This window comes from Candidatus Nanopelagicus limnes, from assembly GCF_002287885.2.
In the GTDB taxonomy this organism is placed as follows: Bacteria; Actinomycetota; Actinomycetes; order Nanopelagicales; family Nanopelagicaceae; genus Nanopelagicus; species Nanopelagicus limnae.
On the sequence record NZ_CP016768.2, the window covers coordinates 1,145,371 to 1,169,439 of the forward strand.

The following is a 24,069-nucleotide window of genomic DNA, read 5'->3' on the forward strand; positions in this document are numbered from 1 at the left end:
TAGATAAGAGATAGCCTACGGGGATTATGGGAGAAAAAGAACTGCGCGATTTAATCCCGATTCAGGCTGAGTGGTCAATCCCACAACTACAAGAAAATTTAGCGGTAGCACTTGAAGGATCTGGCGCAGCCCTTTCAACCACTCAAACCCAAGCAAAACAGGTTGCGAATGAAGTAGCGCTTGTTGTTAAAACATCCGGATCAACTGGAGATTCAAAATCTGTCGTGCTCTCATCAGCAGCTCTAATTGCTTCAGCAAATGCTAGTCACAAATATTTAGGCGCAACTCCAGGAGACTCTTGGTCACTGCTACTACCTACAACACACATTGCAGGATTAAATGTAATTATTAGGGCCACAGCTCTTGGTAGCCGAGTAATTGATAATAGAAATACAGAAGATTATGTGGATGCAGATTTTGTATCAATTGTTCCAACGCAGTTATATAAAGCTCTAACTTCAGATTCAAATCTACTTGAACACTTAACAGCAGCTGAAGCAGTCTTAGTTGGTGGAGCGCCATTAAGTGATAAATTAAAAAAAGAGGCAACAAATAAACATGTAAAAATCATTACAACCTATGGCATGACTGAAATGTCAGGAGGTTGTGTTTATAACCAAAAACCATTGGATGGGGTAGAAGTAAAAATTTCAGATGCTGGTTTAATACAAATTAGTGGACCGATGATTGCATCAGGATATTTACTTGCAAATGGACAGTTGGAGAAATTCACAAGTCCTAATTGGTTTGATACCACCGATCTTGGTGAGATTACAAACGGAATGCTGAAGGTTCTAGGTAGAGCAGATGATGTAATAATTTCTGGTGGTGAAAAGATTTCCCTTTCTACAGTTGAAGAAAATATCAAGCAAATTCTGCCAAATGTGGAGCTAATTACTTTTGCCATGGCAGATGATCTATGGGGTGAAAAATTATGCTTAGCAAGCAGTTCTAGTATTGATATTGAAGAGTTAAGAACAAAGCTTGATCCAATACTTACTCCAAAAGAGATATTCTTATTTGAGGAAATTCCAACGACAGCGTTGGGTAAGCCAGATCGCAAACGCGCAATTGAAATCGCAAAAGGAATGAAAACTAAATGAATAAATGGATAGTGGGCGCAAGAGTTAAGACCCTGCCTGCAGCTGTTGCGCCAGTTTTGATTGGAACCTCTTATGCTGAAAAGATTAATTGGGGCAACGCACTCCTAGCTCTTGTTGTTTCATTATTTTTACAAATTGCAGTTAATTTTGCTAACGATTACTCAGATGGAGTTCGCGGGACTGATACTCACCGAATTGGCCCAGTTCGACTTGTGGCATCCGGATTAGCAAGTGCTAGTTCTGTGAAGCGGGCAGCATTAATCTCTTGTTTAATTGCAGCAATTGCTGGTTTGGTTTTGACTGTAAACATCTCACCTTGGCTGCTCGCAGTTGGCGCAGCAGCAATCTGGGCAGCATGGGGATACACGGGAGGTAAAAAACCATATGGCTACTTTGGTTTTGGTGAACTCTCTGTTTTTATCTTTTTTGGTCTAGTTGCAACTGTTGGTAGTTACTACATTCAAACGGAGCAGTTCAATTGGCAAATATTTTTACTATCTATGCCTGTTGGCACTTTATCCTGTGCGATCTTAGCGATTAACAATCTGCGCGATCTGCCACAAGATAAGTTGGTTGGTAAGCGAACTATGGCTGTTCGAATTGGGGAGAAAAACACTCGAGTATTTTTCATGTTGCTTTTGTTTACCGCTCAGCTCACTGCGCTTGCAGCTGCCGGTATTAATGCATGGGCCTTAATTACCCTTATTTGTGCTCCAATAACTTATCGGGTGGTTAAACAAGTTTTAAATGGCGCAGTCGGATCAGATCTAATCGAGGTGCTTTCTAAAACTGCAAAATTGCAGTTACTCATGGCAATTTTATTGGCCGCTGCACTAGCAATCTAAAGCGGCTAAACTGAGCACATGATTAAGTACCTGGTTATTTTTGCCATAGTTCTTGATATCTACACACTAATTGATTGCGCCATGACGCCTCAGGAAAAGGTGCGTAGATTTCCAAAATGGGCATGGCTGTTAATAATTGTTCTTACTGGATTTATTGGAGATATTGCTTGGTTCATTGCTGGTAGGCCAAGAAAGCCAAGACCAAATCGTGGTGGTAAAGGCAGAATTATTCCACCCGATGATGATCCAGATTTCTTAAGAAAGCTATAAGCCAGAGTATGTATGTCGGCCAGTGCCCCATACATTTATATAAATATAATTAAATAAGAAAGTTGATCCAGCTAACAAACATAACCACGCCGCTTTTCTTCCACGCCAACCAATTGTTACGCGGGCATGTAAATAGGCAGCGTAAGCAACCCAAGTTATAAACGCCCAAGTTTCTTTTGGATCCCAACCCCAGTAACGACCCCAGGCAGCTTCAGCCCAGATTGCACCGGCAATAACTGAAAATGTCCAAAGTGGAAATACCAATGCAACTAATCGGTATGAGAGATTATCTAAAGTTTCTAAGGAAGGTAATTTTTCTGCCCAAACTGGGCGCAACCCTTTTTGCTCATATCTATCTAAAATTAAGTATGTTGCTGCAATACAGTTTGCAAGAAGAAATACGCCACCAGAGATAATTGCAGCTGACACATGGATTACTAACCATGGTGATTTTAAGGCTGGCATCAGTGGCGCACTTGGACGATAAAGCAAGGTAACAGCAGTTCCTAAAGTAAGTAGAACTGAAAGTGAAACCGGTAAACCCAACCAACGCAATTTATATTTCTTTAAGGCAATTAAATACGCCGCGCTAAAAGCTAACGCGCCAGTTATAGAGAACTCATACATATTGCCCCATGGAACTCTGTTTGCAGAAACTCCCCTAAAGATATCGCCAGGCAGCAGAAGTAAGAATCCCAAAACCATGAATGCTGAAGCGAGCCGGCCAATTCGATCTGTTCGTGAGAAATCAAGCTTTGTTTTCTTTACCGACTTAGCTGGAGTTTTAACTGACCATGCAACTTCAACAGCATGGGCAAAAAATGCTAATGTGTAAAAAACCATGGCAGAGTAAATTAAATTATTAGACAAGATTGCAGCGGAGTTATCGCTCATTACTCATCTCCTTAATTAAATCTGCTATCTCTTCTTCAAGCCCTGGTATTCCATTTTTAGCAAGACCAGCAACTTGAGTCTTTCTGCCTTGCTTAACCCAAATTCTTCGTTGCCTTGTAAATAAGGAAATCAGTAAACCCAAGATCGCAAGTATTGCACCAAATAGTGCAAAACCTTTTCCGGGATCGTTAACAATTTGTAAGTTAACCCAAGATTTCCATCCTGTAAATGTGATACTGCCCTCACCAAAATCGTAAGTTTCATTTAATACTAAAGCTTTAAGTCCAATCCGTTCCATCTTGCTGGTATCAATGCGATACACAGATTGTGGAACTCCAGTATTTAATCCAAGGTCACCCTTCCAAATTGAAACCAAAAGACGGGGATCTAATACTTCAGGATATGAAGAGAATCCTCCTCGAACTGGATCTCTATCTGCTGTTGGAAGAAATGATGCGACAAAACCAATCTGCGGCTGCATATCAGGAATCTTTATCGCCCCAATTGATGAAAGGTTTGCATCCTGCGGCAAAAATGGAGTCGGCCCATCAAAAATAACTTTTCCAGATTTATCTTTCACCACCACTATTGGTGAGTGCCCGTTAGCCTGTAAATAAATTTTGGTACTTCCATAAGCAAGTGGTTGATTTACTTTAATGATTCTTGTGGTTTCAGCTGATCCCGCCGGATTTGCAGTTGATACCGTTAATTTGTAATCAATAGCAGCGTTTGTAACAGGGTCATACTCGGCTTTAAACTCTTTAACTGTCAATGAAAATGGCGGCAATGAATCCTCTGCTTGATACTTACCAAATCCTAAAATGTCATAAGAGGTTGGTGTATTAATAAAACGATCTCCCACATTAACTATTGCATCACCTCTACTGCCCAATAGTGAGCCGATGCCTACGGCAATAAGGATTAAAACTAATGAAAGATGAAACAGTAAGTTTCCACTTTCTCGGGCATAGCCTTTTTCAGCTGATATCGAATTCTCATCTCTTCTGATTCGAAAGTGCTTTTTTCTCAAGTACTTTTCGACGATATCTAAATCAATTTTCTTAACCTCTGCGTAATGCTCCATACGATCTAAATACTTTGGTGTAAGTGGAGGTTTGGCTCCAATAGCTTTTAAGTGATGAATGCTTCTAGGTAAAACGCATCCAATTAAGGAGATGAATAGCAGCAAATATATTGCGCTAAACCAAGGTGAGCTAAACACTTCAAACATACTGAAACGATCAAGCCAAATTGCAGCTTGTGGATTATCAATAAAGAACTGCTTAACTTGAATTGGATTTTGGCTACGTTGTGGGAAAAGTGATCCAGGAATTGCAGCTACCGCTAATAGCAGCAATAAAATTAACGCTATTCGCATGCTAGTTAATTGGCGCCAGCACCAGCGCAAAAAGGATCGACTATCTAATACGGTACTCATTAGATTATTGGGATGAATCCGCTAATTAAATCTCGTAAACTATTCATTAACTGATCCCAGAGATTACTTACCTGCAGTATTCCGATTAGTATCAGTAAAAGGCCACCTGCTTTAGTAATCATATTTCCTTTACTTGCAATGAATTTTCTTAATGGTTCGGCTTTATCTAGGAATAATCCCATCAAAATAAATGGCAAACCAAGTCCTACGCAATAAGCAGCAGAAAGTATTGCTCCGCGTTGTGCTGTTGCACTTTGAATCGCAAGCACTTGTACTGCACCAAGTGTTGGACCAATACATGGAGTCCAACCAATTCCAAAAGCGAATCCAAGAAATGGTGCAAAAACTAATCCACTTCGCATCTTCCAGTTTGGTTTAAAGCTTCGGTAAAATCTTTCATTAAATAGGAAAATCACTCCAAGTGAAATGGTAAGTAACCCAAGCGCGATTGAAATGGGTCTTGAGTTCTCAGCAATTTTTGAACCTAATCCGCCAAATAGAACTCCATATGAAACAAATAGAAAAGTAAATCCGGAGACGAATAAAACTGATCCAAGGAATACCCGGCTCCTGCTCTTAACATCACTCATTCCTGAGGCGTAAGAAAGATATCCCGGCACTAAGGGAATAACACACGGAGAAAAAAATGAAACTAAACCAGCTATAGCAGCAACAGACATAGCTACTAAAAGGTTAGCTTCAAATATTTGATCAATTAAAAACTCAATCATTTGCCAAGACCTTATCTAACATCTTCTTTAAACCAGCGACAGTTACTTCACCACTGATTCGAACAGCCACTTTGCCATCTTTATCAATAATCAAAGTTGTTGGAATCGCATTTGGTATCAATGAACCACCAAACCCAAGTAGTAATGAATCATCTGTAAATGTTGGATAGGTAAGTTTGAAATTATCATAAAAAGCTTTGGCGGATGAAATATTGTCTCGAGTTAATATGCCAGCAAATTGAACCTCTGGATAGTTAATAGAAAATTCTTGAAGCACAGGTGCTTCAGCTCTGCATGGTGCACACCAAGATGCCCACACATTTACAACTGTTACCTTCTTTGGTTCAAGTGCTATCTCGCCAGAAGTTAAAGTCTGACCAGATAGTGTTGGTGCAGATTTTCGTTCACTTTTATCAACATAGGTTGCAATTCCACTACCAGATATAAATGAATTCTCATTCTCAGCAGATAACCCACCGCCAGAGCAGCTAGTTAACAGGAGCATTGAGATAAATACTGAAATAATCTTCATTATTTTTGAGGAAGTAAATGTCTTGCTGGTTCTGAGTAAGAAACACCACTAACCATTCCTTTATTATCTAATTCAAAAGATGTTACTGAGGCCAGCGTGCACTCACGTTTTCTTGGATCATGAAGAAGCCTTCTGCCTTCAACAGCGCTACGCAATATCCAGATTGGTAACTGATGAGAAACACAGATCCCATCCTTGCCGCCTGCTGCATCACGTGCAGCAAACAAAGCTTTTAACATTCTATTTATTATTTGGTCATATGGCTCACCCCAAGATGGCCGCCAAGGGTTATATAAATAACGCCAAGATTTAGGATGCTTTAAAACACCACTTCCTAATTCAAACTTCTCGCCTTCAAAAATATTACTAGCTTCAATTAAATTTTTATCTGTAGTTAGTTGTAAATTGTGTGACTTAACTATTGGTGCAACTGTTTCTTGAGCTCGCTGCAATGGCGACGCATGAATTGCCCCAAGATTTAGATCCTTTGACCACTGCGCAATTACTTGCGCCATTTGATTACCGCGTTCACTTAGTTTCCACCCCGGTTGAAGTCCATAAAGAATCTTTTCTGGATTGTGAACCTCACCATGTCTTACGAAGTGAATTACTTGAGCCATGCGGTAAGCATAAAGCAGAGGAATTCAGGCTCGTTCGCTAGGGTAGTGATATGGCGCTCACAGAAAAGCGAATTGCGTTTTTTGACGTCGACAACACCTTATTAAAGGGATCAACGCTCTTCTTTTTAGGCCGTGGCATGTATCAAAGAGGGTTTTTTAACAAAAAAGATATCTCAGCATTTGTTCTGGCCAATATCAGATATCGACTTACTGGAAAAGAAAATAAAGAAGAGATTGCTAGATTCCAAAATGCCGCAACTGATTTCATAAAAGGTCACAATGTAATTGAAATTGAAAAAATTGGTCAAGAGATTTATGAAGAGTATGTATCACCTGCAATTTGGCAAGGAACGGTTGAAATTGCAAAAGAGCATCTTTCAAAAGATGAAGAAGTTTGGCTAGTTACAGCTACCCCACTTGATATGGCTAATTTAATGGCAAAACGGTTAGGTTTTACTGGTGCACTTGGCACAAAAGCAGAGGTCGAAAATGGTGTTTATACTGGCAAAATTATTGGAAACCTTTTGCATGGACGAGAAAAATCTATAGCAATTAAAGAGTTGGCTACCCAAAGAAGTGTTGATTTAAAGAATTGCTATGCCTATTCAGATTCTCATCATGACATTCCTTTGCTTGAGGCAGTTGGCAATCCGCGGGCAATTAATCCCGACGCATTACTTAAAATCCGCGCTTACCGAGACAACTGGCCAATTTATGATTTTAGAAGAGCTAGACGTATTAAGAAATTACTCGGACCAATGGCTGGTCGAATGGCAGCACTTGGCTCACTTATCTCTCCGCGTAAGCAAAAACGTAAAGGGTAAATAGCCCAAGCAAAACCCGAGTAAAGTAGGCCAGTTATGTCTACTGTCGCGATCACTTTTGCCGATGAGTTGCGCGCTAGATCAGATGAAGATTTAGCAACAGTATTTAAGTTAAGACCTGATTTAGTTACACCTGTTCCAAATGATTTTTCAGCTCTAGCCGCACGTGCCTCCTCCACCCCATCATTAGTTAGAGCACTTGATTCACTTAATCTTTGGCACTATCAAATAGTTGAAGCCACTTGCGCACTGCCAGAGCCGTTTAAAAAATCAGAACTAGTTGCAGTTACAAGCGAAGAAACAGCGTTTGTGCTGGATCACTTATGGCAGATGGGACTACTTTATAAAGAAGGTAATAACTTTCGCACTCCTACAAATTTAAAACTATTAATTGGTGAAGAGCCAGCCGGCCTTGGTCCAATTTCAGTTAAGAAGTTTGATTTTGCAACACTTAAACAAATTCCGAAAGCTTCGGAGGAGGTACTAGCAAAATTAACTTGGGGACCACCTAGGGGACAGATTGCCAACATCAAGAAGCCTGGAAACGCCATTGGTTGGTTATTAGAAAACAATGTATTAGTAGCAATTGATTCTCACACAGTTGCTCTTCCTAGAGAGATTGCCATAAAACTACGTGGCGGCAAGATTCATAAAGAGATCATCAGCACTGCAGCTAATTTAAAGGGTAAGAAAGTAGATCAAAAACAAGTAGATCTTGCAGCGGTAGCAAATATTTCAACCATTCTTCGCTGGTGTGAAGAGCTGCTACATAACCTTTCAGATGAACCACCAACCGCGTTACGTACAGGTGGTTTAGGAGTTCGAGATCTTAAAAGAATTGCAGAACATTTAGGAGTTGATGAAGCCTGTGCTGGATTTGTTGCAGAACTTTGTTACCTAGGTGGATTAGTTGTGGTTGATTCTGACGACCAAATTTTGCCCACCTCTGCCTTTGATATTTGGTTATCTAAATCAGCGGAGGAAAGATGGTTTTCACTCGTTGTGCTTTGGCTAGATACATCAAGGGCAAGTGGATTAATTGGAAAAGCTACTGATAAAAACATTGCACCTCTTGGTCCTGAGTTAGATCGAGCCGGAGTTTCACTAATTAGAAGAACAACACTAAAAGTATTGCTGGATAACCCGCAGATATCACCTGAAATTACTTCAATGCAAGAGATTATAAAATGGTGGAATCCACAACGAGCAAATAATGAGTTTGTGGAGTGGAATCTTCGTGAAGCAGAATGGCTAGGAATAACTGGCCAAGGCGTAATCTCAACTTTTGGTTTAAATCTACTAACTGAAAAAGAGGATTTAGGTATTCAATCTGCTATGCCAAAACCAGTTGATCATATTTTAATCCAAGCAGATAACAGCGCAGTCGCTCCTGGGCCACTAACTCCAGAGCTTGCTTCGGAAATGGGAACGATTGCAGATATTGAAAGCAGAGGTGGAGCAACTGTTTATCGCTTTAGTGAAGGATCTATCAGGCGTGGATTAGATCATGGCAAAACTGGTGATCAAATTAAAACATTCTTAAGCAAGATCTCAAAAACTCCAATGCCACAACCACTTGAATACTTAATCGCTGATGTTGCAAAACGACATGGCAGATTAAGAGTTGGAACCGCTCATTCATACATTAGATGTGAAGATGAGGGATTAGTTCAACAAATTTTGCATGATAAAAAATGTGAACACTTAAGACTAAGAAAGATTGCTCCACAAGTTTTAGTTACCGAGTTTGAACTTACAGAGGTAATTGGTGAGTTGCGTGAGTATGGCTACCTACCCGCTGCTGAAAATGCAGGCGGAGTTTTGTTATCTCAACCAAATTTAAGAAGAGCGAAATCAAGACCTAAACCACCTAGAATTATTTCTGAATTTAGTGCTCCGAAAGATGCAATAGTTTTATCAGCAGTTAAAACTATTAGGGCTGGCGAGCGCAGTCGTAAAGTTGAACCAATAGTTGCAGGCACCTCATCAAATGAAACTTTGGCACTGATCAATCAATATATAAGTGAAGGTAAAACTTTGATGATTAGTTACGCCGATAACAATGGTGGGGTTTCCAATCGAATTATCGATCCGATCTCAATCTCCCTGGGCACCCTTACCGCTCGGGATGAAGCCAGTGATGAAATTGTTCAGTTTCGCATTCCAAGGATCAATGGCGTAGCACCAACCCTCACGGTTTTGGGAAATAAGGCAGACTTAGACCTATGACCGCACTCTCTGATATCCAGCGCCTAGTTGAATGCGAGTCACCAACTGAGGATTTAGCAGCCTGTCATCAAGTTATTGATACTGCCATTGAAATTGCTAGCAAAGTTCTAACTTTTAAAGCTGAAAAAATTGTTGAAAATGGTCGGCCGATTTTTTGGTGGGGTGCTAAGAATCCAAAAATTCTTTTACTTTGCCACTTAGATACAGTCTGGCCGAAGGGAACATTTACGCCAACTTGGCAGGTTAATGGCGACAAGGCAAGTGGTCCTGGTGTATTTGATATGAAATGTGGCTTCATTCAAGCAATGCACTCATTAGTTGGAATCACAGATGCTCAAAACAAGATTGCTTTAGTTGCAACAACTGATGAAGAGACTGGCAGTGCTACATCAAAAGATTTAATTGAGCGTTTATCAAAAGGTGCGGATGCTGTCCTAGTTTTTGAAGCATCACTTGATGGCAAAGTAAAAACCGGGCGCAAAGGAACTGCGATGTATCAAATTAAAGTTACTGGACTTGCCTCCCATGCTGGCCTTGAACCTGAAAAGGGAATTAACGCTACAACTGAAATTGCAAAAATAGTTTTACAGATTGCTGCATTAGAAAATCCAGAGTTTGGAACAACTGCAGTGCCAACTGTGATGAAATCAGGAACCACCACCAATACAGTTCCAGCACTTGCGACATTAGATGTAGATGTTCGATCTTTTACAAATGCTGAGCTGGCACGAATTGATAAATCTATTCGTAATCTAAAAAGTGATGTGGCAAAGGTTGAAGTAACTGGTGGAATAAATCGACCACCGTTAGAGGAAAGTAGCACCATGGCACTTTATGAAAAATTGGAAAAGGTTGCCGCCTCACTCGGTGTTGCAAAAGTTGGCAATGCCAGCGTTGGTGGTGCAAGTGATGGAAACCTTGCAGCTGCAGCAGGTGCCAAAGTATTAGATGGCTTAGGTGCTGATGGACATGGCGCTCACGCCCCAAGTGAATACATAAAGATTTCTACAATCGAGCCAAGAATAAAATTAACCAATGCCTTTCTTATCGAGTTGTTGAAATGAGTGATGGCCCGTTAATTGTTCAAAGTGATAAAACACTTTTACTAGATATTGATCATATTCTCTCCGATGAATGTCGAAGATCAATTGCATCATTTGCAGAGCTTGAAAAATCTCCAGAACATATTCATACATACCGATTAACACCTCTTGGGCTTTGGAATGCCAGAGCATCTGGCCATGATGCTGAAGAGGTAATTGATATATTAATTAAGTACTCACGTTATGCGGTTCCGCATGCCTTACTAGTTGATATTGCCGAGACCATGTCTCGATATGGTCGCCTACGCCTTGAAGCCCATCCTGTTCATGGATTAATTCTGGTTTCAAATGATGCCGCAGTATTAAAAGAGGTAACGCGCGGTAAGAAGGTTGCGCCGATGTTGGGCAAACAATTAGATGATGAAACAATTGTTGTTCACCCAGGACAACGTGGCTTTTTAAAACAAGCATTACTTAAATTAGGTTGGCCAGCGGAGGATTTTGCGGGTTATGTTGATGGTGAGCATCATGAGATTTCATTGCGACAAGATGGTTGGAAGATTCGTAAGTATCAGGAGTTAGCTGCTGAAGGATTTTGGCATGGTGGCTCAGGTGTTGTAGTTCTGCCTTGCGGTGCTGGAAAAACAATTGTTGGCGCAGCTGCTATGGCGCATGCAAAGGCAACTACTTTGATTTTAGTAACTAACACAGTTGCTGCCCGTCAATGGCGAGATGAGTTATTGCGCAGAACAGATTTAAATGAAGATGATATTGGTGAATACAGTGGCGCTAAGAAAGAAATTCGCCCAGTAACTATCGCGACCTATCAAGTTATGACTACCCGTAAAAAGGGTGTTTACGCCCACCTTGATCTATTTGATGCAATTGACTGGGGATTAATTATTTACGATGAGGTTCACTTACTGCCTGCGCCAATCTTTAGATTTACCGCTGATATTCAATCCAGACGGCGCTTGGGACTAACTGCAACATTAGTTCGAGAAGATGGCATGGAGGGTGAGGTCTTCTCATTAATCGGCCCAAAAAGATTTGATGTGCCATGGAAAGAGATTGAAGCTCAAGGTTATATCGCCCCAGCAGATTGTGTTGAGGTGAGAATTACATTAACCGATGCAGAGCGTCTAAATTACGCAACTGCAGAGCAAGAAGATCGTTATCGTTTTTGTTCAACTTCACAAACTAAAAAAGCGGTTGCAGTAGCTTTAGCTAAACAACATGCAAATGATCAAGTTTTAGTAATCGGCCAATACATAGATCAGTTAGATCAATTATCAGAGGCCTTGGGAGTTCCAGTAATAAAAGGTGATACCCCAATTAAAGAGCGTGAAAGACTTTATGCGTTGTTTCGAAGTGGTGAACTTAAATGTTTAGTTGTATCAAAGGTAGCTAATTTTTCAATTGACTTACCGGAAGCAACTATCGCAATTCAAGTCTCTGGCACCTTTGGCTCTCGCCAAGAAGAGGCACAAAGATTGGGAAGAATTTTAAGGCCTAAAGCAGATGGACGTGGCGCTAGATTTTATTCACTTGTTGCACGTGACACTATTGATCAAGATTTTGCGCAAAATCGTCAACGATTCCTAGCTGAACAAGGTTATGCGTACCGAATTATTGATGCAGATGAGATTTTAAATAAAAGTTAAGCCTTTACTGCTTTTGTAAACCGCTCTAAATCTACTCGCCAATAATCATGAACTTTATCTTCAATGAATATTACTGGTACCTGTTCTCCATACTCCTCTTGCAATTTAAGATCATCATCAATTAATTTAATATCTAATTCAAACTTTAACTCACTCATTGTGGATTTAATTCGATCAATGGCGATTTCACATAAGTGGCAACCTGTGCGAGAGTAAACGGTAACTTTTTTCATAACTACCAACTAAAACTTTGGGAATGGGTATGAAGCATCGCTTTGGTAATGCCTTTTTGCTTAAATATTGCTGATAGATCTGCAACTGGCATGGAACAATCATCTCAGACTGTTAGCCTTGCCCCTGTGCGCTTGCAATCAATTTTTACCTCAACCTTTCTCTTTACCTCGCTATTAATCGCGCCAATATCAATTCCAAACTCAACTGCTTTAGGAATCAAGGTTGCACCAGCAAATACAGGTTTTATTTATGCCAGCGGTAAAAGCACATCAATTCAATCAACCCCTCGCCTGCCATCAGCCAATCTTGAGAAGAAAAGTAATTTCCTAATCAACTTTAATACCGTCCCATCTTTTGCTAGAGCATCAATTCAAACTGCTGTAGACGTTTGGGCTGAAAACTTTTCATCTAGTGTGCCAGTTAATGTAAATGTTAAATGGGGAAGTTCTTCAAGTTATGGAGTTCTAGCATCAGCTAGTTCTAAAAATAACTTTTCAAATTTCACAGGCGCTCCCGATAAAACACTTTATTACGCCTCTGCCTTAGCTAATGCTTTGGCCGGAAAAGATTTAGATCCAACTAACCCTGAAATTGAAATTTCAATTACATCTAGTGCGCCTTGGTATTACGGAACTGATGGCAAATGTCCACCAAGAAGTTATGACTTAGTTTCTGTGATTCTTCACGAAATGGGTCATGGGCTCGGATTTATTTCCGGAAGTTACTATGACGTATTTTCTGGTTACGGCCGAATTGATCAACCAACTCCTTTTGATGCATACGCCCAACTTCCAGATGGAAGACGATTGTCAGATATGCCATCACCATCTCTTGAAACTGGAAAAGCCATGACAACTGATTTAGTGTGGTCAGGTCAAAATGCAGTGAAAGCAAACGGTGGAATTAAGCCAAAACTTTATACGCCAACAACCTATGAGCCTGGATCTTCAGTTGCACATCTAGATGAAAGAACTTTTTCGCAAACAGGTGAAAATGCAGTAATGACGCCTAACTTAGATGCCGGTGAAGTATTTCATCTTCCAGGTTCTTTATTGTTAGCCCTGTTTGAGGATCTAAGGCAAAAGCCACCAGCTGGTATTGCTTCTGGTACGCCACAACCACCGCAAAATGTAAAAGCTTTAATTAGCGATCGCAGCGCAATAATTCAATTTGATCCACCAGTAAATTATCGTTTGGCTCAAGTTTCTAACTATGAAATTAAGAATATTCAAACTGGTGAATTAATTAATGCGACTGAAAGCCCAGTTATCTTCAAGGGCTTAAAAAACGGGGTTAAATACACTTTCTCAGTTTCTGCAACAAATTCATTGGGAACATCAAATGCCGTAAATTCAAATTCGATCATTCCAGAGGCTGCCTGGAAAAGCACAACTGTTGATGGCGCCTCCGATGCGAAATATCTTGCAACAGCTACTTATGCTGGAAAACCAGTAATCGCCTACAGCGATAGCAAGAATGGAGATATCAAGCTTGCCACTTTCTCCAATAATAAATGGGGAATCAAAACAATTGATGGTAACTCGACTGCATTTGGTAGAACTACAAATGATGTCTCAGGCTATGTATCAATTTGTACATCCGTTACGGGCAAAACAAATTACTTACATCTTTTTTATGCTGATTTAAAAGATAAAGATCTTAGATATGCAGTTTACGATGGCAAGAGTTGGTATTACGAAATTGTTGATGGTGATGCACCAGCTATTCAAGATTACAAAGAATTTCCTAGAAAACGTGGCGGATCTGACGTGAGTGTTTCAAGTGCTTGTGCTGTTACAAGTGCGGGTATCCAAGTGTTTTATCGTGATGAGTCTCAAGGAATTTTATTGGGAGCAGTTAAAGACAAGCTCGATTGGCGTTATGAAATTGTTGATGGTGATAAAGATACCGAGGATAGAACCACGGGCGATGTTGCATTCCATTTAAAGTCAGTAACAGTAGGCAAGAAAATTCATCTAATTTACGATTCCGTTCGTGGTTTTGATATGGATCGAAACGTCACTAGAAGTGACATGAGATATGCAACTAGAAGTAGCGCTTTTGTTGAAGACTGGAGTTATAAAACCTTGGATGTTCCAGGCAATGGTATTTCAGTTGCAGGATTTGATGTCGGTATTTCTAATGGTGCTAAAGGAGTAAATGTTGGTTGGTTTACAGGAAGTGGTGCATCATTTCCTAACCCGAATCAGATTAGATACCAGGTATTGGGTGCTAATACATTTACTGATGTAACCACCTCTGAGTATGGAATTCCTAATTCACCACTAACCATTGATGACAAAACAATCATGTTTGGATGTCAATTAAGACTTTGTGCTTTGAATAGATCTAATGGCTCAGTTGATTTAATCTCTAGCGCAACTGTTCAATCTGGATCTTCTAGTAGCTGGATAACTTTAAATAAAATCAGATACGCCGTTGCTGGCGTATCTGGGAAATTAACTCTGCTTAAACCTTAAGCCAGGCTATTACTTAGCGTTACGGCGTTGAATTCTGGTCTTTTTAAGAAGTTTCTTATGCTTCTTCTTAGCCATTCGCTTACGACGCTTCTTAATTACTGAACCCATTTTGCTCCTTTATAGATACTAACTATGGCTAAAGATTACTAGTTAACGACTACTAAACCAAAACTTACACCCGAATCGGTGATTACAACTGTTCCTATTTCATTATTTGAGGTGATTGCAACTGCCGGGGCAGCTAATGTGTAAGCAGACAAGAGTTCACCTTTCTTGCCTAATTCCAGCAGTACTGCAGTAGAACTCTTTGGCTTCCAAGCAGTTATATTCTTAATCGCACCAGCTGAAACAAAAGTTGCCCATGAGTTCTTGCTCGCAGTTGCTAGCGCAGTGGATTTTGAAAGATACCTGACATTCCATACGGGCTTGTTAAGAGCAGAAAACTTAGTTACAGCTGCCTCAGTTTTATTGGAGTAACTCACTTTGCCTGCTTGTAATAATCCTGAATCTATCGAACTCCAGTTTCTTGTTGTGCTCTTTAAAGTAGCTCTTGCAACCTGTTGAAGTGCTCCTGTTGATGAAATCTCTAAGGTCACAGCATCTGCCTTGCTCAGTGGTTTCACTTTCATTAGTAGCTCACCACTTGTTCCAACAGCAGTTATCGTGCCATCAGAATTAATGATTGCATCATTGAGTGAAGTGCTTTTGCTACCTACTTTAATGATTGGCGAGAAGGTTCCAGATTTTGTAGCTGAAGTAGAAAAGCCTGAAACTAGATTCTTCTCATAAAGATTTCCGACGACCAGTAAATTACTTCCTGAGATAAGAATTTTCTTGGGATTTACTATATTTTCTGATAAAAACTCAAATGAATTTAGTAAGTTTCCAGTATTACTTACCTGCCAAATCTTTATCCGCTTAAGCGGGGTTGCAGTTTGTTGCCGTGGATCAATAATCACATTGTCGGGGTTTAGTACTTTTGCTGGTGTTGGTGATGTAGTAGCTGTTACAGGTGAAGATGATGCACCAAGCACCCAGATACTGCCATCGTTATCAATTGCAGCTGCAGTAGCTATTTCATCACTTGCTCCCCCTAGCCGCAAGTTCCACATCGGGGCGCCAATAGATGAGTAGCTGGTAATAAAACCATCGCTAAGCCCGCCTAACGCACCATTAATCCAAGTAGAGCTAGGTGATTCAGTGGTTCCAACTAACAAAATACTTACTGGTGTAAGCAAAACATCACTTACTTGATCTGATTTTGTGTAAGGCAATTCAATTAATGATTTAGTCACTTTCATTGTTGCCGCATTCACTGGATAAGGCAAAGATGCAACAACTAATATGAATAGAGCAAAGATTTTCCTCAAGCTAACTCCTGCGCTCTTTTTTTAGCAGCAGACATTGCTTGTAAAACCAGTACATCAAAATTATTATCTGAAAAAACTTCTAATGCCGCAGCAGTAGTCCCCTTGGGGCTTGTTACATTCTTTCGTAATGTTTGGGCGTCTAAACCACTTTCTTTAAGCATTGCAGCTGATCCAGAGATGGTTTCAATTGCTAGCTTGGTCGCAATTTCATTTGATAATCCAAGTTCAACGCCTGCTTTAATCATTGATTCAACAAAATTAAAGAAGTAGGCCGGTCCTGAGCCACTTAGTGCAGTTACTGCATCCAGCATCTCCTCCGCCACTATGACAACTTCACCTGATGCTAAAAATAATTGAGTTGCTAATTCCATATCCTCTTTTGAAGTTTTTGAACCCGCAGCAATGGCCGAGATTCCTTTGCCAATTTGAGCTGGAGTGTTCGGCATAACCCTCACAACCGAAACATCCGATGCTAAATGTTCTTCGATAAATTCTATTTTCTTACCAGCGGCAATTGAGATCACCAACACATTTGGTTTGAGCGTCTTCTTTAGTTCAATTAAAACAGCCTCAAGATCTTGTGGTTTTACAGCCAGAAAAATAACATCACAACTTTGGCCAATTTCTGAGATTGTTTTGATTTTTACTTTGTACTGATTGGCTAGTTCCTCTGTCTTTTCAGCGCTTTTATCGCTTATACAAATCTGATCAGAGTTGAGTGAGTGCTTAAGTAAACTTTTGATAATTGAAGAGCCCATAACGCCAACACCAATAAAGCCAATGCATTTATTTGTCATTAGAGTGCTCATACTTAAAGCCTACCCAATTAGTCATTAACCATACTTAACCCTTAAACTATGGCGCTATGGCTACGAAAAAAAGAGTGAATTCAAAGTTTTCTAAGAATGAGGTAGCTCCTAATTTTGCGCGAGATTGGGTTGAGTTTGAAAACCCAGCAAATCCTGAGGAAATATTCAAGTGTGATTTAACTTGGCTAACCTCATACTGGCAATGTATTTACGGAAATGGTTGCTGTGGAATTGATGGCGATAAACCAGATGCTGGTTGTTGTTCAGATGGTGCTTATTACACCGGCAAAGAAGATGAAGATCGAGTTTTAAAAGCTGCTAAGAAATTAACTAAGGCGCAATGGCAATTTTATGACCAAGCACGACCAAAGAAATCTGGCGGCAAATTACAAATTTCTGAGATCGGTTTAGATAAGGATCGCAAGACTAGAAAAGTTAAAGACTCTTGTATCTTTTTAAATCGTGTTGGTTATGAAGCACCTGGCTACTCTGGATCATTTGGTTGCGTGCTACATCATTTAGCGGTTAAAGATCAGGTTCACTTTGTGGAGACCAAGCCAGATATTTGTTGGCAATTGCCACTACGCAGATCATGGGAAACCCGTGAAATTGGTGATGAAGAAATTACGGTAGTAGTAATTGGTGAGTACACAAGAAATGCTTGGGGTGAAGGTGGTGCTGATTTTGATTGGTATTGCACCAGTAACTCAGAGGCTCATATTGGAAGAGATCCTGTTTACAAATCAAGCAAGGTTGAGTTACTAACCATGATGGGTCCAAAAGGTTATGCAGAGTTAGAAAAATTATGTAACAGCCGAATGGCTGCAATTTCAGCAGCGCGCAAGGCCCAGAAAAAGCGTGAACTTCCACTCTTTGTGATCCATCCTGCGACTAAGGCTGCACAAGAAAGCAGATAGTCAGTCCTTGCCATTAGATTAACGCCATGGCAAAAGCACCTGCGAAAGATCCATTCCGTTGTGTTGAGTGTGGTTGGAGTGCCACTAAATGGGTTGGTAGATGCGGTGAATGTCAGGCTTGGGGCAGCGTTGAAGAAATAGCAGCGCCGAAGAAATTATCACTTGTTGCCGGTTCAGTAACTTCAGCTGCCAAACCAATTGGTGATGTTGATTTAGCAAGTGCAAAGGCTAGAAGCAGTGGTGTTGGTGAATTAGATCGCGTGCTTGGTGGCGGATTAGTACCAGGAGCTGCAATTTTATTAGCGGGTGAACCTGGTGTTGGTAAATCAACATTGCTACTAACAGTTGCAGCAGAAACTGCTAAACAAGGAATTCTTTCTTTATATATCAGCGGTGAAGAATCTGCTTCACAGGTTAGATTAAGAGCTGAGCGTCTAAATGCAATTGATAAGAATTTATGGCTTGCTGCAGAATCTGATTTAGGCGCAGTGATCGCCCATATTGATTCAGTTAAACCTGAATTGCTGGTAATTGACTCAATACAAACTATCTCTAGCTCAACAGTTGATGGCTCACCTGGCGGTGTTACCCAAGTTCGCGAGATCGCCGCAGCCTTAATTAGAATTGCTAAAGAGCGATCAATAACATTAGTTTTAGTTGGACATGTAACAAAAGATGGTTCTATCGCTGGCCCAAGATTGCTTGAGCATTTAGTTGATGTTGTCCTTAACTTTGAAGGTGAGCGTCACTCCAGACTTAGATTAATCAGAGCGATTAAAAATCGATTTGGTGCATCTGATGAGGTTGGATGTTTTGATTTAAATGACTCTGGAATTGTTGGGTTACCAGACCCAACTGGTCTGTTTACATCTCGTCACAGTGATCCAGTCCCAGGTACTTGTGTAACAGTTGCGTTAGAGGGCAGACGAGCATTACTCGCTGAGATTCAATCATTAGTAAGTGCATCAAACTCAGATGGACGTGACTGGGGCAATTCCAGACGAGTAACAAGTGGATTAGATAACTCACGAACTGCAATGACTTTAGCTGTATTAGAGCTTCGAGCAGGAATTAAAATCTCAGGAAGAGATGTTTATGTTGCAACCGTTGGTGGCATGAAAATTACTGAACCATCTGCTGATCTTGCAGTTGCACTCTCAGTGGCATCTGCTGCAAAAGGTTTAGCGCTGCCAGCAGATTTAGTTGCAATTGGTGAGGTTGGCTTAGCCGGTGAGATTCGAAAAGTTACTGGAATAACTCAAAGAGTTGCAGAAGCTGCCCGTCTTGGATTTAAACGAGCAATCGTGCCAGTAGGAAGTGATTTAAAGATTGCAGGTATTGAAATACTAGAAGCTGCTCGAGTTGAGCAAGCAATTAGTAAGGTGAAGATTAACTAGTAGCTTCTGCTAAATCACCAGGTGCATCTGGCAAAGCGGATTTTGGTGTTCCTTTAAAGGTAAAGGTTGCAGTATCAGTTGCATCTGAAACATCTACCAAAATAATCTCACCAGCTTTTAGATCACCAAAGAGCATCTTCTCTGATAACACATCTTCAAGCTCTCGTTGAATTGTTCTGCGAAGTGGGCGAGCGCCAAGTACTGGGTCATAACCTCGCTTTGCTAGCAATGATTTAGCACCGGTTGTTAACTCGATTCCCATATCTTTTGCCTTCAAGCGCTCATCTAATTGAGCAACCATTAGATCAACAATCTTGACGATCTCATTCTCAGTTAACTGGTGGAATACCACGATGTCATCAATACGGTTTAAGAACTCAGGTCTGAAGTGAGTCTTTAGCTCATCTCCTACCTTTGCCTTCATGCGCTCATAACTTCCTTGGGCATCTGCCACATTGGCAAAGCCAAGTGATAATGATTTTGAAATATCGCGAGTACCAAGGTTGGTAGTCATAATGATGATGGTGTTCTTAAAGTCCACCACACGACCTTGCGCATCAGTTAATCGACCATCCTCTAATACCTGCAGAAGTGAGTTGAAGATATCTGGATGTGCTTTTTCAATCTCATCAAATAAAACAACAGAGAATGGACGACGTCGCACCTTCTCAGTTAACTGACCACCCTCGTCATAACCAACATAACCAGGAGGGGCACCAAATAAACGAGATGCGGTGTGTTTTTCTGAGTACTCAGACATATCTAATTGAATTAATGCATCTGAATCACCAAATAGGAATTGGGCAAGAGTTCTTGAAAGCTCTGTCTTACCAACACCAGATGGGCCAGCAAAGATAAATGATCCGCCAGGACGCTTTGGATCTTTAAGTCCAGCACGTGTTCTACGGATTGCTTGTGACAATGCCTTGATAGCTTGGTCTTGACCGATTACGCGGCGATGTAGTTCATCCTCCATCTTAAGTAATCGAGCAGTCTCTGCCTCAGTTAACTTAAATACTGGAATACCAGTTGCAGTTGAAAGAACTTCAGCAATTAACTCTTCATCTACCTCAGCAACCACATCAAGATCGCCTGCTTTCCAATTCTTCTCTCGCTCTGCCTTTTCAGTGATTAAAGATTTCTCTTTATCACGCAAGGATGCAGCCTTTTCAAAATCTTGGCCATCAATTGCTGACTCTTTTTCTTTGCGAGCAGCTGCGATCTTGTCATCATATTCACGAATTTCAGGTGGCACAGTCATTCGGCGAATTCGAAGACGAGAGCCTGCCTCATCAATTAAATCAATCGCTTTATCTGGCAGATGGCGATCTGAAACATAACGATCGGCAAGTGTTGCAGCAGAAACTAGTGCGCCATCTGAGATGGAAACCTTATGGTGGCTTTCATAGCGATCGCGAAGTCCTTTTAGAATTTCAATTGTGTGAGCAACAGTTGGCTCGGCAACTTGGATTGGCTGAAAGCGTCGCTCAAGAGCTGCATCTTTTTCTAAGTGCTTGCGATACTCATCCAATGTAGTTGCGCCAATTGTCTGTAACTCACCGCGGGCAAGCATTGGCTTTAATATCGAAGCCGCATCAATTGCGCCCTCAGCCGCTCCTGCGCCAACTAATGTGTGAATCTCATCAATAAACAAAATAATGTCGCCACGGGTGCGAATCTCTTTTAATACTTTCTTTAATCGCTCTTCAAAATCTCCGCGGTATCTAGAACCGGCAACTAAAGCGCCAAGATCTAATGAGTAAAGCTGCTTATCTTTAAGAGTCTCTGGGATGTCACCCTTCACAATTGCTTGGGCTAATCCTTCAACAACTGCAGTCTTACCAACTCCTGGTTCACCAATTAGAACTGGGTTATTTTTGGTACGACGAGATAGCACCTGCATAACTCGCTCAATCTCTTTTTCTCTACCAATTACTGGATCAAGCTTTCCTTCACGGGCTGCTTGCGTAAGGTTTCGGCCAAACTGATCTAAAACTAATGATGTTGATGGTTGACCCTCTGCCGGCCCACCTGCTGCAACCGCCTCTTTGCCTTGGTAGCCAGAAAGTAATTGAATAACTTGTTGGCGAACGCGAGAAAGATCTGCGCCAAGTTTTACCAAAACTTGCGCTGCAACTCCTTCACCTTCACGAATTAAACCCAGAAGAATATGTTCAGTACCAATGTAGTTGTGTCCTAGTTGCAAAGCTTCACGAAGTGATAACTCCAAAACTTTTTTAGCACGTGGTGTAAATGGAATGTGGCCAGATGGTGCTTGTTGTCCTTGACCAATAATTTCTTCTACCTGTGAGCGAACAGCCTCTAGTGAGATACCAAGGGACTCAAGTCCTTTTGCGGCAACGCCTTCACCTTCATGAATTAAACCTAAAAGAATATGTTCAGTACCGATGTAGTTATGGTTGAGCATGCGTGCTTCTTCTTGCGCCAGCACAACAACGCGTCTGGCACGATCGGTAAACCGTTCAAACATTGCTCAAACCTTTCTTCTCTTGATGTAAATAGCCTAATACCAAGAGGCGACATTGTGCACTCCGAATAGGCTGTGAATAACTCACCCATATATTGGGTGTGTTACTGCCTTATAACCCCATAACTGGGGTGTTTATGCCCAGAAACTTAAAGAATTTTCAGCATTCTGGTATTTCCCAGTGTGTTGGGCTTAACACTCTCTAGGTCGAGAAATTCAGCAATACCTTCATCATAGGAACGCAGTAGTTGGGCGTAAATTTCTGGGTCAACTGGTGCACCTTGAATTTCCACAAAGCCATGGGATCCAAAAAACTTTGTTTCAAAGGTTAAGCAAAATACTTTCTTAACGCCAATCTCTTTAGCTTTTGTCAAAATACTTTCTAATATTAAATGACCAATACCTTTGCCATGCATTTTTCCAACTACTGCAACTGTTCTAACTTCGGCTATATCTTCCCAGAGCACATGCAAAGCTCCGCAGCCAACTACTTCACCATCAACTTCAGCGACAATAAACTCTTGAACGCTTTCAAATAAGGTTACTGTTTCCTTTGATAATAATTTGCGTTCTACTGCGTAGGTATCAATAATTGCTCTGATCTTTTTAACATCAGAGGTTTTAGCAGATCTAACTACCGCAGTCATTACTCATCTCCTGCAGTTGGCTTAACTAATGGAAATAAAATTGTCTCCCTGATCCCAAGTCCAGTCAGCGCCATTAACAATCGATCAGCACCCATTCCCATACCGCCCATTGGTGGCATGCCATGTTCCATAGCTCTTAAGAAATCCTCATCTAATCCCATCGCCTCTAAATCACCTGACGCACCAAGTTTTGCTTGTTCAGTTAATCGCTCACGTTGTACTACCGGATCAACTAACTCTGAATATCCAGTAGCTAACTCAAATCCTTCAATGTATAAATCCCACTTCTCTGCCACACCCGGTATTTCACGGTGTGCTCGAACTAATGGAGAGGTGTCAATTGGAAAGCCCTTAACAAATGTTGGTTTAGTTAATTTCTCAATTGCTACATGCTCAAAAATCTCTTCAGCAATTTTTCCTTTAATCCATTTAGGATCAAGCTTGATGCCTAGCTTCGTAGCAATCTTTTTAAGATCATCAATTGAACTCTCACCAGTTACTTTTTCACCAACAGATTCTGAAATAGCATCAAATAAAGATATCTCACTCCAAGTTCCGCCAAGATCTAATTCACGTCCATCATGGTGCTTAACTACGTGGGAGCCAAATACTGCTTTGGCAGAATCCTGCACCAAAGTTCTAGTTAATTCAGCCATGGTGTTCCAATCACCATACGCCTCATAAGTTTCAATCATTGCAAACTCAGGTGAGTGAGATGAGTCAGCTCCTTCATTACGGAAATTTCTATTGATTTCAAAAACCTTTTCTAGGCCGCCCACCACACAACGTTTTAAATAAAGCTCAGGTGCAATTCTTAAAAACAAATCCATCTCATAAGCATTACTAAAGGTTTTAAATGGACGAGCAGCTGCTCCGCCGTGCATTACCTGCAACATTGGAGTTTCTACCTCAATAAAATTTCTGCTGCTAAAAGTTTGGCGTAATGACTTCATAACTGCTGGGCGCAACCTGGCATTACTTCTTGCTTCTTCTCTAACAATTAAATCCACATAACGCATACGTACGCGACTCTCTTCAGAGAGTGGTTTATGTTCAACTGGTAGCGGCCTTAAGGCTTTTGCAGCGAGTGTGAATGAGTTAGCCAAAATTGATAACTCGCCTCGTTTTGAGGTAATTACTTCACCGGTTACCGAGACAATATCTCCCAAATCAATTTCAGATTTCCAAATTTCAAGTTGTTCTTCACCAATTTTATCCAGTGAAAACATTGCTTGCAGCTCTGTGCCATCACCTTCACGCAAATTAGCAAAACATAATTTGCCCGTATCGCGTTTGAAAATTACTCGACCAGTGATTGATTCAATTTCTCCGGTTGAAACATCAATTGGAAGATCTTTATGCTTTGTTCTAATCTCTAATAAAGTGGTTGTTCTAGGGACAGATACTGGATATGGCTGGCCACCACGTTTTAATATCGCAGCTCGTTTTTCTCGCCGGATACGTAGTTGTTCGGGTAGATCATCCTCATCAGCCATGATGTGTTAAATCTTAGCGGGTGAGGTGAGCGGTAATG

The 24,069-nt window shown here is 40.9% G+C and carries 22 protein-coding genes; 10 read left to right on the forward strand and 12 right to left on the reverse strand.

Annotated elements, in window-relative coordinates; translation table 11 throughout:
- The first annotated feature begins 26 nt into the window (after positions 1-26).
- The 3 genes from B1s21122_RS05890 to B1s21122_RS05900 are packed head-to-tail and all read left to right on the forward strand — an operon-like array spanning position 27 to position 2,218.
- Positions 27-1,103 (forward strand): AMP-binding protein, encoded by a 1,077-nt coding sequence (locus B1s21122_RS05890; RefSeq protein ID WP_095680191.1) that lies wholly within the window; start codon positions 27-29, stop codon positions 1,101-1,103.
- Positions 1,100-1,948 (forward strand): 1,4-dihydroxy-2-naphthoate polyprenyltransferase, encoded by an 849-nt coding sequence (locus B1s21122_RS05895; protein WP_095680190.1) that lies wholly within the window; start codon positions 1,100-1,102, stop codon positions 1,946-1,948. Before B1s21122_RS05890 ends, B1s21122_RS05895 begins: the two co-directional genes overlap by 4 nt.
- An 18-nt stretch (positions 1,949-1,966) precedes the next feature.
- A complete protein-coding gene (locus B1s21122_RS05900) occupies positions 1,967-2,218 on the forward strand; it encodes a PLD nuclease N-terminal domain-containing protein (protein WP_095680189.1) in 252 nt (83 codons plus the stop codon).
- Here the strand turns inward: B1s21122_RS05900 and ccsB are convergent.
- Genes ccsB through B1s21122_RS05925 form a run of 5 tightly spaced genes read right to left on the reverse strand, consistent with a single transcriptional unit; the run spans position 2,213 to position 6,433 of the window.
- Positions 2,213-3,112, reverse strand: coding sequence for a c-type cytochrome biogenesis protein CcsB (gene ccsB / locus B1s21122_RS05905; RefSeq protein ID WP_095680188.1), 900 nt, complete (start codon positions 3,110-3,112; stop codon positions 2,213-2,215). The genes B1s21122_RS05900 and ccsB overlap by 6 nt on opposite strands.
- The gene (gene resB / locus B1s21122_RS05910) at positions 3,102-4,490 is read right to left on the reverse strand and encodes a cytochrome c biogenesis protein ResB (protein ID WP_223299053.1); all 1,389 of its coding nucleotides are present in this window, start codon (positions 4,488-4,490) and stop codon (positions 3,102-3,104) included. The genes ccsB and resB overlap by 11 nt, the downstream gene beginning before the upstream one ends.
- Before the next feature lie 59 nt (positions 4,491-4,549).
- Positions 4,550-5,281, reverse strand: coding sequence for a cytochrome c biogenesis CcdA family protein (locus tag B1s21122_RS05915; RefSeq protein WP_095680186.1), 732 nt, complete (start codon positions 5,279-5,281; stop codon positions 4,550-4,552).
- On the reverse strand, positions 5,274-5,813 hold the full coding sequence (locus tag B1s21122_RS05920; protein WP_095680185.1) for a TlpA family protein disulfide reductase: 540 nt from the start codon (positions 5,811-5,813) through the stop codon (positions 5,274-5,276). Before B1s21122_RS05920 ends, B1s21122_RS05915 begins: the two co-directional genes overlap by 8 nt.
- The gene (locus B1s21122_RS05925) at positions 5,813-6,433 is read right to left on the reverse strand and encodes a histidine phosphatase family protein (RefSeq protein WP_095680184.1); all 621 of its coding nucleotides are present in this window, start codon (positions 6,431-6,433) and stop codon (positions 5,813-5,815) included. The genes B1s21122_RS05920 and B1s21122_RS05925 overlap by 1 nt, the downstream gene beginning before the upstream one ends.
- Positions 6,434-6,483: 50 nt before the next feature.
- On the opposite strand from B1s21122_RS05925, the gene B1s21122_RS05930 reads away from it, so the two are divergent.
- From B1s21122_RS05930 to B1s21122_RS05945, 4 genes are read left to right on the forward strand one after another with little or no spacing between them, the layout of a single operon-like run.
- The gene (locus B1s21122_RS05930; protein ID WP_095680183.1) at positions 6,484-7,257 is read left to right on the forward strand and encodes an HAD family hydrolase; all 774 of its coding nucleotides are present in this window, start codon (positions 6,484-6,486) and stop codon (positions 7,255-7,257) included.
- A gap of 36 nt (positions 7,258-7,293) precedes the next feature.
- Positions 7,294-9,486, forward strand: a complete 2,193-nt coding sequence (locus B1s21122_RS05935) for a helicase-associated domain-containing protein (protein WP_095680182.1) — start codon at positions 7,294-7,296, stop codon at positions 9,484-9,486.
- The gene (locus B1s21122_RS05940; RefSeq protein ID WP_095680181.1) at positions 9,483-10,550 is read left to right on the forward strand and encodes a M20/M25/M40 family metallo-hydrolase; all 1,068 of its coding nucleotides are present in this window, start codon (positions 9,483-9,485) and stop codon (positions 10,548-10,550) included. Before B1s21122_RS05935 ends, B1s21122_RS05940 begins: the two co-directional genes overlap by 4 nt.
- Entirely contained in the window at positions 10,547-12,193 is a 1,647-nt protein-coding gene (locus B1s21122_RS05945) for a DNA repair helicase XPB (RefSeq protein ID WP_095680180.1), read from the forward strand. The genes B1s21122_RS05940 and B1s21122_RS05945 overlap by 4 nt, the downstream gene beginning before the upstream one ends.
- Here B1s21122_RS05945 and B1s21122_RS05950 read toward each other — a convergent pair.
- Complete coding sequence (locus tag B1s21122_RS05950) at positions 12,190-12,426, reverse strand: glutaredoxin family protein (RefSeq protein ID WP_095680179.1); 237 nt, start codon at positions 12,424-12,426, stop codon at positions 12,190-12,192. The genes B1s21122_RS05945 and B1s21122_RS05950 overlap by 4 nt on opposite strands.
- Before the next feature lie 48 nt (positions 12,427-12,474).
- On the opposite strand from B1s21122_RS05950, the gene B1s21122_RS05955 reads away from it, so the two are divergent.
- On the forward strand, positions 12,475-14,907 hold the full coding sequence (locus tag B1s21122_RS05955) for a fibronectin type III domain-containing protein (protein ID WP_223299054.1): 2,433 nt from the start codon (positions 12,475-12,477) through the stop codon (positions 14,905-14,907).
- Between the two features lie 9 nt (positions 14,908-14,916).
- Here B1s21122_RS05955 and B1s21122_RS05960 read toward each other — a convergent pair whose 3' ends face one another.
- Genes B1s21122_RS05960 through proC form a run of 3 tightly spaced genes read right to left on the reverse strand, consistent with a single transcriptional unit; the run spans position 14,917 to position 17,086 of the window.
- Entirely contained in the window at positions 14,917-15,015 is a 99-nt protein-coding gene (locus B1s21122_RS05960) for a 30S ribosomal protein bS22 (RefSeq protein WP_009612566.1), read from the reverse strand.
- 38 nt (positions 15,016-15,053) lie between these two features.
- A complete protein-coding gene (locus B1s21122_RS05965; protein ID WP_095680178.1) occupies positions 15,054-16,277 on the reverse strand; it encodes a hypothetical protein in 1,224 nt (407 codons plus the stop codon).
- Positions 16,274-17,086, reverse strand: coding sequence for a pyrroline-5-carboxylate reductase (proC, locus tag B1s21122_RS05970; RefSeq protein ID WP_095680177.1), 813 nt, complete (start codon positions 17,084-17,086; stop codon positions 16,274-16,276). Before proC ends, B1s21122_RS05965 begins: the two co-directional genes overlap by 4 nt.
- Positions 17,087-17,142: 56 nt before the next feature.
- On the opposite strand from proC, the gene B1s21122_RS05975 reads away from it, so the two are divergent.
- Together B1s21122_RS05975 and radA are read left to right on the forward strand one after the other, a co-directional pair.
- Entirely contained in the window at positions 17,143-18,003 is an 861-nt protein-coding gene (locus B1s21122_RS05975; protein WP_095680176.1) for a DUF3109 family protein, read from the forward strand.
- A gap of 26 nt (positions 18,004-18,029) precedes the next feature.
- Positions 18,030-19,400 (forward strand): DNA repair protein RadA, encoded by a 1,371-nt coding sequence (gene radA, locus B1s21122_RS05980; RefSeq protein WP_041868565.1) that lies wholly within the window; start codon positions 18,030-18,032, stop codon positions 19,398-19,400.
- Here radA and B1s21122_RS05985 read toward each other — a convergent pair.
- The 3 genes from B1s21122_RS05985 to lysS all read right to left on the reverse strand — a co-directional run bounded on the left by B1s21122_RS05985 (position 19,393) and on the right by lysS (position 24,031).
- The gene (locus B1s21122_RS05985) at positions 19,393-21,891 is read right to left on the reverse strand and encodes an ATP-dependent Clp protease ATP-binding subunit (RefSeq protein ID WP_095680175.1); all 2,499 of its coding nucleotides are present in this window, start codon (positions 21,889-21,891) and stop codon (positions 19,393-19,395) included. The genes radA and B1s21122_RS05985 overlap by 8 nt on opposite strands.
- 146 nt (positions 21,892-22,037) lie before the next feature.
- Positions 22,038-22,535 carry an amino-acid N-acetyltransferase gene (locus B1s21122_RS05990; RefSeq protein WP_095680174.1) on the reverse strand — a complete coding sequence of 166 codons (498 nt, stop codon included), beginning with the start codon at positions 22,533-22,535 and terminating at the stop codon, positions 22,038-22,040.
- Complete coding sequence (gene lysS / locus B1s21122_RS05995) at positions 22,535-24,031, reverse strand: lysine--tRNA ligase (protein WP_095680173.1); 1,497 nt, start codon at positions 24,029-24,031, stop codon at positions 22,535-22,537. The genes B1s21122_RS05990 and lysS overlap by 1 nt, the downstream gene beginning before the upstream one ends.
- Positions 24,032-24,069 lie beyond the last annotated feature (38 nt).

Bases quoted from the DNA above. Each gene is read 5' to 3' on its own strand.
- B1s21122_RS05890 (WP_095680191.1), top strand. From the start codon at position 27: ATGGGAGAAAAAGAACTGCGCGATTTAATCCCGATTCAGGCTGAGTGG.
- resB (WP_223299053.1), bottom strand. From the start codon at position 4,490: ATGCGAATAGCGTTAATTTTATTGCTGCTATTAGCGGTAGCTGCAATT.
- lysS (WP_095680173.1), bottom strand. From the start codon at position 24,031: ATGGCTGATGAGGATGATCTACCCGAACAACTACGTATCCGGCGAGAA.
- B1s21122_RS05990 (WP_095680174.1), bottom strand. From the start codon at position 22,535: ATGACTGCGGTAGTTAGATCTGCTAAAACCTCTGATGTTAAAAAGATC.
- B1s21122_RS05975 (WP_095680176.1), top strand. From the start codon at position 17,143: ATGGCTACGAAAAAAAGAGTGAATTCAAAGTTTTCTAAGAATGAGGTA.
- radA (WP_041868565.1), top strand. From the start codon at position 18,030: ATGGCAAAAGCACCTGCGAAAGATCCATTCCGTTGTGTTGAGTGTGGT.
- proC (WP_095680177.1), bottom strand. From the start codon at position 17,086: ATGAGCACTCTAATGACAAATAAATGCATTGGCTTTATTGGTGTTGGC.
- B1s21122_RS05945 (WP_095680180.1), top strand. From the start codon at position 10,547: ATGAGTGATGGCCCGTTAATTGTTCAAAGTGATAAAACACTTTTACTA.
- B1s21122_RS05955 (WP_223299054.1), top strand. From the start codon at position 12,475: ATGCCTTTTTGCTTAAATATTGCTGATAGATCTGCAACTGGCATGGAA.
- B1s21122_RS05930 (WP_095680183.1), top strand. From the start codon at position 6,484: ATGGCGCTCACAGAAAAGCGAATTGCGTTTTTTGACGTCGACAACACC.
- B1s21122_RS05895 (WP_095680190.1), top strand. From the start codon at position 1,100: ATGAATAAATGGATAGTGGGCGCAAGAGTTAAGACCCTGCCTGCAGCT.
- ccsB (WP_095680188.1), bottom strand. From the start codon at position 3,112: ATGAGCGATAACTCCGCTGCAATCTTGTCTAATAATTTAATTTACTCT.
- B1s21122_RS05960 (WP_009612566.1), bottom strand. From the start codon at position 15,015: ATGGGTTCAGTAATTAAGAAGCGTCGTAAGCGAATGGCTAAGAAGAAG.
- B1s21122_RS05900 (WP_095680189.1), top strand. From the start codon at position 1,967: ATGATTAAGTACCTGGTTATTTTTGCCATAGTTCTTGATATCTACACA.
- B1s21122_RS05935 (WP_095680182.1), top strand. From the start codon at position 7,294: ATGTCTACTGTCGCGATCACTTTTGCCGATGAGTTGCGCGCTAGATCA.
- B1s21122_RS05925 (WP_095680184.1), bottom strand. From the start codon at position 6,433: ATGGCTCAAGTAATTCACTTCGTAAGACATGGTGAGGTTCACAATCCA.
- B1s21122_RS05985 (WP_095680175.1), bottom strand. From the start codon at position 21,891: ATGTTTGAACGGTTTACCGATCGTGCCAGACGCGTTGTTGTGCTGGCG.
- B1s21122_RS05950 (WP_095680179.1), bottom strand. From the start codon at position 12,426: ATGAAAAAAGTTACCGTTTACTCTCGCACAGGTTGCCACTTATGTGAA.
- B1s21122_RS05915 (WP_095680186.1), bottom strand. From the start codon at position 5,281: ATGATTGAGTTTTTAATTGATCAAATATTTGAAGCTAACCTTTTAGTA.
- B1s21122_RS05940 (WP_095680181.1), top strand. From the start codon at position 9,483: ATGACCGCACTCTCTGATATCCAGCGCCTAGTTGAATGCGAGTCACCA.
- B1s21122_RS05920 (WP_095680185.1), bottom strand. From the start codon at position 5,813: ATGAAGATTATTTCAGTATTTATCTCAATGCTCCTGTTAACTAGCTGC.